The organism is Mesorhizobium sp. M0317, from assembly GCF_040321555.1.
Lineage (GTDB): Bacteria > Pseudomonadota > Alphaproteobacteria > Rhizobiales > Rhizobiaceae > Mesorhizobium.
The window spans coordinates 1-12664 of sequence record NZ_JAMYRV010000028.1; the positions used below are offsets into that span (position 1 = coordinate 1).

16 protein-coding genes are annotated in these 12664 nt (G+C 62.3%); 8 read left to right on the plus strand and 8 right to left on the minus strand.

Features of this window, described 5'->3' with window-relative positions:
• Nucleotides 1-166: 166 nt before the first annotated feature.
• From NKI88_RS19420 to NKI88_RS19430, 3 genes are all read left to right on the plus strand, one after another.
• A complete protein-coding gene (locus NKI88_RS19420) occupies nt 167-1483 on the plus strand; it encodes a sugar ABC transporter permease (RefSeq protein WP_352656654.1) in 1317 nt (438 codons plus the stop codon).
• Nucleotides 1484-1495: 12 nt separating this feature from the next.
• A complete protein-coding gene (locus NKI88_RS19425) occupies nt 1496-2293 on the plus strand; it encodes an ATP-binding cassette domain-containing protein (RefSeq protein WP_023693682.1) in 798 nt (265 codons plus the stop codon).
• A gap of 155 nt (nt 2294-2448) precedes the next feature.
• Nucleotides 2449-4095: a CHASE domain-containing protein gene (locus tag NKI88_RS19430; protein ID WP_352656656.1), complete on the plus strand. Its 1647-nt coding sequence runs from the start codon at nt 2449-2451 to the stop codon at nt 4093-4095.
• Between the two features lie 39 nt (nt 4096-4134).
• Here the strand turns inward: NKI88_RS19430 and NKI88_RS19435 are convergent, their stop codons facing one another.
• The 6 genes from NKI88_RS19435 to NKI88_RS19460 form a co-directional block, all read right to left on the minus strand.
• Nucleotides 4135-4377 carry a YMGG-like glycine zipper-containing protein gene (locus NKI88_RS19435; protein WP_023670102.1) on the minus strand — a complete coding sequence of 81 codons (243 nt, stop codon included), beginning with the start codon at nt 4375-4377 and terminating at the stop codon, nt 4135-4137.
• Between the two features lie 83 nt (nt 4378-4460).
• A complete protein-coding gene (locus NKI88_RS19440) occupies nt 4461-4787 on the minus strand; it encodes a hypothetical protein (protein ID WP_023670101.1) in 327 nt (108 codons plus the stop codon).
• Nucleotides 4788-4929: 142 nt separating this feature from the next.
• Entirely contained in the window at nt 4930-5106 is a 177-nt protein-coding gene (locus NKI88_RS19445; protein ID WP_023693685.1) for a hypothetical protein, read from the minus strand.
• Between the two features lie 129 nt (nt 5107-5235).
• Nucleotides 5236-6270 (minus strand): sensor histidine kinase, encoded by a 1035-nt coding sequence (locus NKI88_RS19450; protein WP_023670099.1) that lies wholly within the window; start codon nt 6268-6270, stop codon nt 5236-5238.
• A gap of 160 nt (nt 6271-6430) precedes the next feature.
• A complete protein-coding gene (locus NKI88_RS19455) occupies nt 6431-6598 on the minus strand; it encodes a DUF1328 domain-containing protein (protein ID WP_023670098.1) in 168 nt (55 codons plus the stop codon).
• 220 nt (nt 6599-6818) lie between these two features.
• On the minus strand, nt 6819-7613 hold the full coding sequence (locus tag NKI88_RS19460) for a response regulator (protein WP_023670097.1): 795 nt from the start codon (nt 7611-7613) through the stop codon (nt 6819-6821).
• Between the two features lie 212 nt (nt 7614-7825).
• On the opposite strand from NKI88_RS19460, the gene NKI88_RS19465 reads away from it, so the two are divergent.
• Nucleotides 7826-8029, plus strand: coding sequence for a NepR family anti-sigma factor (locus NKI88_RS19465; RefSeq protein ID WP_023670096.1), 204 nt, complete (start codon nt 7826-7828; stop codon nt 8027-8029).
• Between the two features lie 3 nt (nt 8030-8032).
• Nucleotides 8033-8584: a sigma-70 family RNA polymerase sigma factor gene (locus NKI88_RS19470; RefSeq protein ID WP_023670095.1), complete on the plus strand. Its 552-nt coding sequence runs from the start codon at nt 8033-8035 to the stop codon at nt 8582-8584.
• 56 nt (nt 8585-8640) lie between these two features.
• Here the strand turns inward: NKI88_RS19470 and NKI88_RS19475 are convergent, their stop codons facing one another.
• Complete coding sequence (locus NKI88_RS19475; protein WP_023670094.1) at nt 8641-9018, minus strand: response regulator; 378 nt, start codon at nt 9016-9018, stop codon at nt 8641-8643.
• Nucleotides 9019-9297: 279 nt separating this feature from the next.
• On the opposite strand from NKI88_RS19475, the gene NKI88_RS19480 reads away from it, so the two are divergent.
• The 3 genes from NKI88_RS19480 (at nt 9298) to NKI88_RS19490 (ending at nt 10983) form a co-directional block, all read left to right on the plus strand.
• A complete protein-coding gene (locus tag NKI88_RS19480; protein WP_023670093.1) occupies nt 9298-10059 on the plus strand; it encodes a Crp/Fnr family transcriptional regulator in 762 nt (253 codons plus the stop codon).
• A 124-nt stretch (nt 10060-10183) separates the two neighbouring features.
• Nucleotides 10184-10510 (plus strand): ElaB/YgaM/YqjD family protein, encoded by a 327-nt coding sequence (locus NKI88_RS19485; RefSeq protein WP_023670092.1) that lies wholly within the window; start codon nt 10184-10186, stop codon nt 10508-10510.
• Between the two features lie 11 nt (nt 10511-10521).
• Nucleotides 10522-10983, plus strand: coding sequence for a hypothetical protein (locus NKI88_RS19490; RefSeq protein WP_352656659.1), 462 nt, complete (start codon nt 10522-10524; stop codon nt 10981-10983).
• A gap of 57 nt (nt 10984-11040) precedes the next feature.
• Here the strand turns inward: NKI88_RS19490 and NKI88_RS19495 are convergent, their stop codons facing one another.
• The gene (locus tag NKI88_RS19495; RefSeq protein ID WP_502909478.1) at nt 11041-12615 is read right to left on the minus strand and encodes a sensor histidine kinase; all 1575 of its coding nucleotides are present in this window, start codon (nt 12613-12615) and stop codon (nt 11041-11043) included.
• Between the last annotated feature and the right edge of the window lie 49 nt (nt 12616-12664).

Genomic DNA, 12664 nt, shown 5'->3' on the forward strand with positions numbered 1-12664 from the left:
GGGGGGGCTGTCTTTTTCAAATCCCACCCTCTTAAACAACTGCGGCCCCGGGGGGGCCCCCCGCGGGGCGTTTTCTCTACGAGAATTGTGTGTTTCCGCCATCGGCGGCAAACTTCTAGGCTGTGGTCCGGCATCCGCGCCAGACGGCAAGCCGCTGGAGGACATCATGACCGACACGACCTCAAATCCGCAGGCCGATACGGCACGAGCGTCTGAACTCGGCGCGGCCGCCCGGTTCCTGAAAGCGACCGAGCTCGACACGCGCATGCTCGGCATGGTCGGCGCGCTGCTGGTCATCTGGGTCGGCATACATATCCTGTCGGGTGGGCTTTTCCTGACGCCGCGCAATCTTTGGAACCTGTCGGTGCAGACGTCCTCGGTCGCGATCATGGCGACCGGCATGGTACTGGTCATCGTCATGCGCAACATCGACCTTTCGGTGGGCTCCGTCGAAGGCGTGATCGGCATGATCATGGGCGTGGCACAGGCCGAATTCCTGATTCGCATCATCGGCCTCCAGCTTGGAAACCCCTGGCTCTGGGTCGTCGCGCTTGCCGCCGGCGTGGTGCTTGGTCTGCTGATCGGCGCGTTCCAGGGCTTCATCATCGCCTATATGCAGGTTCCGGCCTTCATCGTGACGCTTGGTGGCCTGCTGGTCTGGCGTGGCATGGCATGGCTCATCACCAGCGGGCGCACGGTCGCGCCACTCGACGCCACCTTCCAGCTGATGGGCGGCGGACCACGCGGCTCGATTGGCGCCGCTGCCAGCTGGATCGTCGGCATCGTCGCCTGCGCGGCGGTCGCCTTCGCGCTGCTCAACGGTCGCTCGCAGCGCAAGCGCTTCAGCTTTCCACTGCGCCCCGTCTGGGCCGAGACCCTGCTTGGCGTGGTCGCTTGCGCGGCCATCCTCGGCGCCGTGTGGATCGCCAATTCCTATCCATGGCCGATCGGCATCGTGCGCCAGTACGCACAGCAGAACGGCATCACCGTTCCCGAAGGCGGGCTGTTCATCGCGCATGGCATCGCCATACCGGTGCTGATGGCGGTGATTGTCGGCATCATCATGACGTTCATCACCAAGCGCACGCGTTTCGGCCGCTATGTCTTCGGCATCGGCGGCAATCCGGAGGCAGCGGAACTCGCCGGCATCAACACGCGCTGGGTGACCATGAAGGTGTTCATGATCATGGGTGTGCTGGCTGCAATCAGCGCGGCGATCTCGTCGGCCCGTCTCAATGCGTCAACCAATGCGCTGGGCACACTGGACGAGCTTTTGGTGATCGCGGCCGCTGTCATCGGCGGCACGTCGCTCGCGGGCGGCGCCGGAACGGTGATGGGCGCCATGCTCGGCGCGCTTCTGATGCAGTCGCTGCAATCCGGCATGGTGCTGCTCGGCATCGACTCGCCGCTGCAGAGCATTGTCGTTGGCGCTGTCCTGGTCATCGCCGTCTGGCTCGACACCGTCTACCGCAAGCGCGTCTAGGGAGGAACGATTATGGAAAAAACTGCTCCCACCGGTACGCCACTGATCGACATGCGCAACATCTCGATCGCGTTCGGTGGCATTCGCGCCGTCGACGATGCGTCCATCGATCTTTTCCCGGGCGAAGTGGTGGCGCTGCTTGGCCACAACGGCGCCGGTAAGTCGACGCTGATCAAGATCCTGTCGGGAGCCTACAAGCGCGATGCCGGCCAGATCCTGGTCAACGGCCAGGAGGCCTCGATCTCCAATCCGCGCGACGCCAAGAAATACGGCATCGAAACGATCTACCAGACGCTTGCGCTGGCCGACAATGTCGACGCTGCCGCCAACCTCTTCCTCGGCCGCGAACTGATGACCGCGTGGGGGACACTCGACGATGTCGCCATGGAGGCCGAGGCGCGCAAGGTGATGGGCCGGCTCAATCCGCGCTTCCAGCGCTTCAAGGAGCCCGTGATCAAGCTATCGGGCGGCCAGCGCCAGTCGGTGGCGATCGCACGCGCCATCCTGTTCAACGCCCGCATCCTGATCATGGACGAACCGACGGCCGCGCTTGGGCCGCAGGAGACGGCGCAGGTCGGCGAACTGGTCAAGCAGCTCAAGGCCGACGGCATCGGCATTTTCCTGATCAGCCACGACATTCACGACGTGTTCGAGCTTGCCGACCGAGTCTGCGTAATGAAGAACGGCCAGGTCGTCGGCACCGCGCGCACCACCGATGTGACCCAGGACGAAGTGCTCGGCATGATCATCCTGGGAAAGTGCCCGCCCGGCGCCATTCCCGGTCCGGGTGCGCTGAAGATCGCGGCCTGAGACCACGCTATCGTCAGCTGTCATGTTCACTGATGTTCGACCGATAAGCCGGCTAAATATACGTAATATGCCAGCCGTCATTATGGCTTGGCCGCGCCATTGTCTTGCCGCGGCGAGTTGCCCATAAAGGTTCCCGAACCGTCCATGGGCCTGCGTTGAAGAAGTTTTTCCCGCTCCTTGCCTTCATTGCCGTTGCACTGATCAGCCTTACGATGGCGGGCTTCGCCTATTTCGCCACCCAGGAAGCGGCGCGCATCAAGTTCGAGGCGACGGCCGACGACGCGCTCAACCGCATCGAAAGCCGTATCGATCTGCATCTGTCACTGCTGCGCTCGACGCAGGCGCTGTTCGACGCCCGCAATGGCGAGATTTCAGGTAGCGAATTCAAGGCCTTCTTCAGCGCCCTCAATGTCGATAACAATTTCGCTGGCCTGCGCGGCATCGGCTATCTCAGGCTGGCCAAGACCGGTGACGAAGCGGCGGTCGAGCGCGACATGTTGCGCGACCGCGGCGCCGCCCACACGGTCTATCCGGACACGACACAGCCGTGGCGCACCCCCGTGGTGCTGTTCGAGCCGCTCGACCCTGCCAACGAATCCACCATCGGCTACGACATGTTCACCGAGCCGGTGCGGCGCGAGGCGATCGAAAAAGCGCTGGCCGATGACGCACAGCACGCAAGCGGTCTGGTCCAACTCGGCCAGGACACGGGCGCGGCGCAGACCTTTACCGGTTTCCTGGTCTTCGTCAGGCTCAATGTCGAAACCGCGCCGGATGGTATCAACGCGTCCAGATCATCGACATCAGGCCTTCTCTACGCGGCCTTCCGCGCCCGCGACCTGTTCCAGACCGCGCTCAGCCGCACGCCTTTGCTGCCGGTCAACACCGCTGTCTATGACGGCAGGGCCGACGCCGACAATCTTCTGTTCCAGTCGGAAACGCCGCCGGTTGCGAGCTTTGGCGACAGGCTGTTGGTGACGCGCAAGATCATCGTCGCCGGTCGGCCGTGGACGGTGCTGTTTCGGCCGACAAGTGCATTTTCGCAACCGTCCTCGCGCGCCATTCCGGTCATGCTCGGGCTGTTCGGCCTGCTTCTGGCCGGCGCCATAGCGTTGGTGGCCCGCTACCAGGAGCGCGCCTACGACGCCAAGTCGCTGCTGCATGAAACGACGGAAAAAAGCCTGCTCGAAAAGGATTTGATGCTGCAGGAGATGAAGCATCGAATCAAGAATTCGATCACGCGGGTGCTGGCGATTGCGCGCCAGACGGCGGCGCAAGCAACCGACGTGCAGGAGTTCTCAACTTCCTTCTCGGCCCGCCTGCAGGCAATGGCGGCTTCCCAGGACATGCTGACGCGTTCGCGCTGGCAGAAGGCCGATCTTGGCGACCTGCTGCGCATCGAGCTCGGCCAGGTATTCGGCAAGGAGCTTCCGGAAGGGATATTGTCAGGGCCTCAGGTGCTGCTCGACGAGAGGACGACGCAGGCGCTTGGCCTGACCTTTCACGAGCTGGCGACGAATGCGCTGAAATATGGCGAGGCCGGCAATTCCGTGGGTGCGCTCAAGGTCGACTGGTCGTTCGAGGGGCGCGGGTCCGAGCGGATGCTGGTTCTGAACTGGCGCGAGGCCGGGCAGAAGGAACTCGAAGCGCCGGCGAAGACCGGCTTCGGCACCAAGCTGATCGACCTCAATGTCACGCGCGAATTGCGCGGCACGATTGCCCGAGATTTTCGCATCGATGGGCTTACGGTGGAAATCAGGATCCCGCAGCCTGATGCAGTCAAACAAACGGAGACCGGCTGACCGGTCTCCGTCGCGATTGTCTGACGCTTTTGAAGCGGATCAGCAGCGAGCGGTGTAGAGCCGGCCGCGATTGTCGCGATACTGGCAATAGCCGTTGCGCAGGTTGCGCACCAGCAGGCCGGAACCGGCGCCAACGGCTGCGCCGATCAGCGCACCCTTGCCGCCGCCGATCAGTCCGCCGGCCAAAGCACCGACACCGGCGCCGACACCGACATCCTGCTCGGTCGTGCTGCAGCCGCTGACGGCGACCACCGCAACCATGGCAATAATCAATTTCCGCATGGAATCTCTCCTCACTTTTGTCCTCACTTTAGTAAGCTCCAGCCGCTATTTAGCACGAAACAGCAGCCTTTGCCCGCTCGATCTTATTGTTGGCTAAGAGAGTCTTTTTCGCGGCGCGTGGCGTTCGACGCGACCACGACACTGGAAATCTGCAAAGACGCGTCGAGGGTGCCGTCCGGGCGCACGTTCCAGACGATCTGGTCGTAATCATCCTCCAGCGCGGGGTCGACCGTAAGACATTTGGCAACGACGTGCTCGGCCTGACCCTGCACGTCGCCGGCAGCGAATGGACGTTCTGCCGTGCATGCTTCGGCGGTTTCGAAAACACTGACCGGCACCGGCAGTTCACGGCATTCGGTCATGTTGTTCGAACAGCCAATTACCAGAAGCAAAGCGGCGATGTGTTCCACGGCGACACGTCCTCTCGCCATAAGAACGGTCCACAGCCGTCAAAGTTCCTGTGCCGAAAGGGGCGTTAATAATTGGTCGGCTACGAGCTGGACAGTTTCTGAGCCAGGCTGCTTGGGAGCAGCGTGAACCTGAGCATCTGGCTCAGACCAATTGCGACGCCACGATCAGCACAACAGCGGCGACGAGCGCGACAGCGGCGAAGCGAAGCAAGGGATGCCAGGCGTGCTGCAAAGGCGAGGCTGAAGCATCAGGATCCTGAAAGCCGCTCATCGAGACCCGGGCGGCCTGCTCCAGCCTGTTCATATCGGCAACTGTCATGATCATTCCTCCCATACTCGCGTTGCAGGCTGCGGCCGAAACATCGGTTGAATCGGTCAAGATCCAGCAATCTCTGGGAACCACAGCATCGGATTTTATGGTGAACAGCCGGTTAAGGAATCCCGCCGCTCATTCGGTTTCGAAATTGCCGTGCGGAACGACGAGGCGATATTCGAGGCGGTCACTGGTGATCTCCAGCGTCGCCGTGCCGTTCAGCGATGCCGGCACGACACGTTCGAGGGCAACGCTGCCGAAGCGTTTCTCGGTGCGCCTGTTATCATTGGCGACAATGGCCTCGACCCAGGTCAGCGACAAAGCCGGCTTGTCTGCGGCCTCTGCGACGTTCGACAGATCCGCGGTTACCTCGACAAAGCCGTCCGGCCGCGCCAGGGCGCCGTAGCTGAATGAATTGACGGCGAGTTCGTGCATAGCCAGGCCGATATGAATGGCTGCGTTGGGATTGAGGTAGGGGTTGACGCCATTGAAGCGCAGGCTCTGCGCGGGATCGGCGCCGTAGCGAACGACCTGGCCGCGGATAAGCTCGCGAAGTGCTGCACCCCGCCAGTTCGACGACGTCACCAGGTCCTGCGAGGAAGCCAGTGACTGCAGGCGGCCGCGAAAGCGCTTCAGGAAATCGTCGGGTGTCTCGGAATAGCGGCCGGTCTGGGTGGCAATACTCTGGATGATGGCCAACAGGTTCTTGGAGCGGTGGCTTACTTCGCGCAACAGCGTCTTCAGCGTCTGTTCGCGGCGCTTCTGCTCGGTGGTTTCCACCATCGTGGTGACGACGCCCTGCACGTCGCCGCGATGGCCCCGATCGGCATCGACCCATACCTGGAACCAGCGCATGCCATCACCGGTGGGAACACTCAGTTCAAGGCGTTCCGGATTGCCGGAAGCGATCACATTGCTTTTGGCGGCGGCGATTTGCTCAGCTTGCGCCGGTGGCAACGCGCCGTTGCTGTCGGCTGTGTCGGAAACCCACGGCGCACGCATGTTGCGGGCCCATACAGTCTTCAATTCACGATCCTGATAGAGGACGGAAATGCCGGCATTGTGCAGAGCGTGAAGCAAGGCCCGGCCAAGCTGCATTCCGCTTTCAGCCGGGTGCAGTGCGATCACCTCGTCGCCCTGTCCGCTCTCGCCTCCGCCAATGGAACGCATCAATCACCTGTCCACCTGATCAGGACCGAACGATTCACTTGGACTCAGTTCCTGAGTAGGTCCCCAGAAAAGGTCCGCCGGACGATGTCCCGTTGGAGGACATCGCCCGGCGGTGGCTGGAAACCGTTTGAGGGGTGCGGCTTCCAGTGTTCGCCCGCTCCTACGACGCCCGTCTGAACAGGCCGGCCAGAAGCGAGATGACGAGGAAGGCGAGAAAGATGAAGAACAATATTTGCGCGATACCGGCCGAGGTACCGGCGATGCCGCCGAAACCAAGCGCGCCGGCGATGATCGCCACGACGAGAAATACGAGCGCCCAGTAGAGCATGATCTGTCTCCTTCCGATACTGGATCAAGAACGTGAGTGATTGCTGTTTGTTCCACCATTTGCCGAAAAAGAAGGTCTTTGGAAGAGGCCCGGACGCGAATTGATTCGCGCGCGTGAGCGCCATACGGCGCGACGGGCAGCCGCCGATCGCCGGGTTAGGCGATCGCCAGTGCCGCCAACGCTGCGAGGCGGCGAAAAGTTGGAGATTGAAGGCCCTACTTCACGCGGCGGCCTTGGCCTGCCGGTCGAAGAACAGCGCTTGGCTGATCAGCGCCTTGACCATGTCGGGATTGAACGGCTTGGTGACGAGGAAGGCCGGTTCAGGCCGCTCGCCGGTCAGCAGACGTTCGGGGAAGGCGGTGATGAAGATTACCGGCACCGAAGTCGACGACAGGATTTCGTTGACCGCATCGATACCCGAGCTGCCATCGGCAAGCTGAATGTCGGCCAGCACCATCTTCGGCCTTGTCTTGCCGAACATCGCCACCGCCTCGGTATGGGTGCGCGCGGTTCCGACCACGTGGTGGCCGAGGCTCTCGACCATTTCCTCGATGTCCATGGCGATCAGCGGCTCGTCCTCGATGATCAGCACATCGGTCGCCACCTGGCGAGAGATCTCGTTGCTCGCCTGGGCAAGCAGTTCGGAGAATTCCTTGGCGTCGACATCGAGAATTTCAGCTGCCTCGTCTTCACCGAAGCCTTCGACCGCGACCAGCAGGAAAGCCTGGCGTGGCCGTGGCGCAATGGCGTTCAGATTGGCGGCGGCGCGCTGCTCCCATGCCGATTGCGCCTGCTCCTGCGGAACGCGGATGGCAATGGAGGTGAACAGTTTGGCGAATACCTTGTAGAGCGCGATGCGGTCGCTTGACGCTTGCGGGAAGATGTCGACGTCGGCGATGATGGCTTCGAGCATCGCGGCTACCAGCGCATCGCCACTCTCCTGCGATCCGGATACGGCGCGTGAAAAGCGGCGCAGGAACGGCAGGTGCGGAGCGATGGTTGCGGAAAGGCTCATGGTAGACGTCTCCCTCAGATGACGTGATTGCATAGATTGCAGGTCAAGCTGATTGCAAGCCCCAACACCCAAACGCGGGTTTTGCGAAAAAGTTCCGACACTTGTGGAACGAAACTGCACGGGCGACGTTTGTGGTGCGATGGGCAACCAGACGAGGGGGCCGCTTTGCGTTGTGTAATGGGGCGGCTCGGGGCGCTGGATTTAAGGGCGAAATGAAGGACATGAATAAAGAAACGCTGGCTGGCGCCGCTGACAGGCGCCGGGCCAATTCCGGCGACCCGCTCGGGGCGAATTCGGAAATTGGCCGTAAACTCAAACAGTATTATGACGAGCTGGTCTCGGACAATGTGCCGGATCGCTTTGCCCAGTTGCTCAGCCAACTGGAAAAGGCCGAACCCGCACAGAAGAAGGACTGAGGCATGGCAGCTGTCTCACAAGGGTTCAAGACCGACCTGCTCGGCTCGATCCCGAGCCTGCGGGCTTTTGCCGTGTCGCTGACGCAGAATGCCGACAAGGCCGACGATCTGGTGCAGGAGACGCTGGTCAAGGCTTGGGACAAGCATGAGAGCTTTCAGCCCGGCACCAATCTCAAGGCATGGCTGTTCACCATCCTGCGCAACGAGTTCTATTCCCAGATGCGCAAGCGCGGCCGCGAGGTGCAGGACAGCGACGGCATCATGACGGCCAGGCTTGCCGTTCATCCGGCTCAGCACGGCCAGCTTGACCTCAAGGATTTCCGCGGCGCGCTCGAGCAACTCCCCGAGGACCAGCGCGAAGCCATCATCCTCATCGGCGCTTCAGGCTTTTCCTATGAAGAGGCCGCCGAAATCTGCGGCTGTGCGGTCGGAACGATCAAGAGCCGGGTCAGCCGGGCCCGCACGCGGTTGCAGGAGATCCTCAAAATCTCCGGCGAAGACGAATACGGGCCGGACGCGATCTCGTCCCAGGTGACGGGTTCAAACGCTGCCTGACGGCGGAGGCCCCGTTTGCGGGCCTGGGCTCTCTACACATACGCATCGAAGATATCTCAGACTGGCGCGCGGCCGCAGGCCGCCGCCAGAGCCTCGACGAGATCGGTCCCCGAATAGGGCTTGGTGACCAGGCGGATGCCGGGAAAAGACCCTTTGATCTCATCGGGGTCCGAATAGCCGGAGGCAAAGACAAACGGCAGGCCCGATTGGCGCAGCCGCGCGGCGAAATCGAGTGTGGACGTTCCGCCCAGCATGAGGTCCACGATAGCGGCGTCGAACTCGCCAACGACCTTCTGCTCATCGATCTCGGCCAGAGCGCGGGCAATCACTACGTCGTTCGCGCCATGGTCGCGGCAAAGCTGCTCGACATCCATGGCGATCAGGAATTCATCCTCCAAGACAAGAATTCGCAATCCCTCAAGCAATGGCGGCACTTGGCAATCTCTCCTCAATTCTTGCAGCATCGGGTACCGTGACTCCAGTCAACCGCATCGTGGACCTTGGGGGATCGGTCAGGCCTTAATCCGAAAAGTTCGCCCACCGGCTCTACTCCACAAGCGAGCTTCGAATTCGCCTCAGTGGAGTGTAGCGAGTCATGATCGCTATTTGCCATCCTGTCATTTAAAAAAGACATGCCATCGGCAGCGGAACCGCGGCCTTGCAAAGGCGTAGCACTCAGTCTCTGGCAAGAGACTTTCGAAAGAGGGATCGAAATGTCTGGCCAGAATGGTCGTTCGTTTTCCAGCCGTCAGTACCCATGCGAGATCTGCCCGCTTCGGCCATTGCCGGTGTTCCGGGAATTCGAGAAGCAGGAGCTTGCCTATGTCAGCATGTTCAAGAAGGGCGAACTGGCCGTCGACAAGGGCGCCACAGTGCTGGTCGAAGGCAGCCAAAGTGCTCATCTCTACACCGTGCTTTCGGGCTGGGCCTTCCGCTACAAACTATTGTCGGACGGCAGGCGCCAGATCCTGAACTACTCCATGCCCGGCGATCTTATCGGGCTGCAGGGCAGCCTGATGGGCGAAATGCAGCACTCGGTCGAGGCGCTGTCGCCCATGCTGTTGTGCGTCTTCGAGCGTGAAAACCTGCACGAGCTCTACCGCAACCATCCGGGCCTTGCTTACGACATTACCTGGCTGGCGTCGCGCGAGGAGCGCATGCTGGACGAGAACCTGCTCAGCGTCGGTCGGCGCACGGCGGTCGAGCGCACCGCCTATCTCATTGCCTTCATCGCCAGCCGCGCGGCGGCAGTCGGGCTCAACGGCAAGGCGCCGGTGCAAATCCCGATTACCCAGCAGCATGTCGCCGATACGCTCGGCCTGTCGCTGGTCCACACCAACAAGACGATCCGCAAGCTCATCGATCGCAAGCTGATCGCTTGGCGCGACGGCGGTTGCGAAGTGATCGACGGGGAGGGGCTGAAGGATCTCGCGCGCTGGGAGGGCCTAAGCGAAGGCCGTCGGCCGCTGATCTGACAGGCAGGCCTCCATCTGGGGCTGGACTCGCACTTGCAAACACCCTTTCATGGATACGGTCTCCGATTTCGGAACCATGATGTGTGTCGGGCGTTTGAAGCCAAGCAAACGCAAGGAGTTTAGAATGGCAACTGCCGCAGGAAAAACCGCCAACGAAAGTCAGACGAACGCCGACCTCGAGGCCGACATTCGGCAGTTGAAGGCGGATATCGAAAAATTGACCAAGCAATTGGCCAAGACCGGCGAACATGGTTACGGCACGGCGCGGCGCGCTGCTGCCGAAGGCGTCGACCAGTTGCGCGCGCAGGGCGAAGCCGTCTTCGACAGCCTGCGTGGCAACGCCAAGGATCTTGAGGCCCAGATCACGGCCAATGTGCGCGAGAAGCCGGTAACTTCACTGGCGATCGCGGCCGGCGTCGGCTTCCTGTTTGCGCTTCTTGCCCGGCGCTAGTTTCGACAGAGATGGGCATGCTGGCACCGCTTATCTCGGCCTTGGCCTCGGGTGAAGCCATTGCCGCCATGCGCCGCGCGCGCACGGCGGCAATCGTCTATGGGCTCGCCGCCGTGGCTGCCCTGTGCGGCCTCGGATTTCTCCTGGGGGCGGCCTACATCTGGGCGGCTGACCGTTATGGCTCAATGGCCGCCTGTCTCGGCTTCGCGGCCGGTTTCCTGGTAACGGCCGGGCTTATCGTGCTCATTCATCAACTTGCGGCCGGAACGCGTGCGCGCCGACGTGCGCGAAGGCGCAATGCCGACCTGAAGGCGCTCGGTATCACCGCGGCGCTTGCCGTGCTGCCGGCTTTGCTCAAGGGGAAAGGCGGCAAGGGCGTCATTCTCGGCCCGATGATCGCGCTCGCGGCCTATGCCATCTACCGCGAGAACGTCAAACCGGACCGGGGCGATCCGGACAGCGAAGCCGACTAAAGCGCGTGGCGCTGATGCGCTTTTCCCGGAAAATCGCTTCGCACTTCTGGAATCGCTTTAGGCCGGCAGATCTTCAAGCGGCATCGATATTTCGGCGAACACGCCTTCGCTGCGGAATTCGTGGGTCACTTCGCTCGATAAAACCTTGGCGAGGCTGCGGCGGATCAGGATAGAGCCGAAGCCCTGGCGTTCCGGCGGGTCGACTTTCGGCCCGCCGCTTTCGCTCCAGGTCAGCACAAGGCGGCGCGCGCCTTTCTTGCCCGCCGCCTTCCAGTCGACATCGACCTTCCCCGAGCCAACCGACAGCGATCCGTATTGCAGCGCGTTGCTGGCCAGTTCGTGCATGATCAGGCCGAGCCCCACCGCCTGGTCGGGCGAAAGCAGCAGCTCCGGACCGGAGATCACGATGCGCGGCCGTTCTGCCGAATCGAACGGCTTGACCTCGATCTGCATCAGTTCGCGAATACCGATGCCGCGCCATTCGCGATCCGACAGCAGGTTATGGGCAGCGCCCAGCGCCTGCAGCCTGGCGCCGAAGGCTTCCAGGAATTCGCTTGGGCGGCGAGCGTGGCGAACGGTCTGCGTCGCCAGCGCCTGCACCGTCGCCAGCGTGTTCTTGACCCGATGGTTGAGTTCGCGCAGCAGCAGCCTTTGCCGGTCCTCGCCGAGCTTGCGTTCCGAGATGTCGTAGTTGACGCCAAAGATAAGCGTCGGCTTGCCTTCGCCGTCGCGCTCGATGACGCGGCCGCGGGTGACTATCCAGCGCGGCGGATCGAAGCCTTTGACACGGTATTCGCCGAAATAGTCGTCGCTGCCGGTCAGGGCATCGCGAAAGCGCGTCTCGGTCTGGTAGACGTCGCGCGGGTCGATGGCGGCCAGAATGTCGCGCGCCCGCAGCCGGTTCGAACGCGGCAGGTTGAACAGCTCCGACAAACGCACGTCGCATTCGATCATGTCGGTGCGGATATCCCAGGCCCAACTGGCGAGCGAGGCGGCGTCGAGCGCTATGGCTCGGCGCTTTTCCTCCTGCGCCAAAGCAGCCGTGGCAATGGCGCCGCTGCGGGTGGCGTCCTTGAGGGTAAACAGGCTGGCGGCGAGGCTGGCCAGCGATTTCAAATGATCGAGCGCGGCAGCGGACGGAAATTCATGCGGCTCCCGGTCGAGTACGCACACCGTGCCGACGCGCGCGCCGGCGACCACCATCGGCGCGCCGACATAAAAGCGGACATGGTGTTCGCCGGTGACCAGCGGGTTGCGGGAGAAGCGAGGGTCCATGCTGGCATCCGGCACCACCATCGGCTCGTCGCCGGCGGCAATGGTATGGGCGCAGAACGATATGTCGGTCGCGGTTTCGGTCTCGTTAAAGCCGACACAGGATTTGAACCACTGTCGTTCGGTGTCGAGCAGCGTGACGAGCGCGATCGGCGCCTGCATCACGGCTGCGGCAAGGTCGGTGATGTGATCGAAGTCGGGATCGGAGTCGGTGTCGATCGCGTCAAGCCCGTGCAGTACGGCAAGCCGCTCCGGCGCCGCCACGGCGCGGCGGACCTCAACCGGCAAACCAGCCTGCTTCGCCACGTTGCTATCCACCAAGCCCCCTCGCTTGCAGGCCCCACCCGCGGTGGCGCGCATCTTGCGCGGCCGTCGCGCGCCGGAACTTTTGTAGCAAGCAATCGTTACC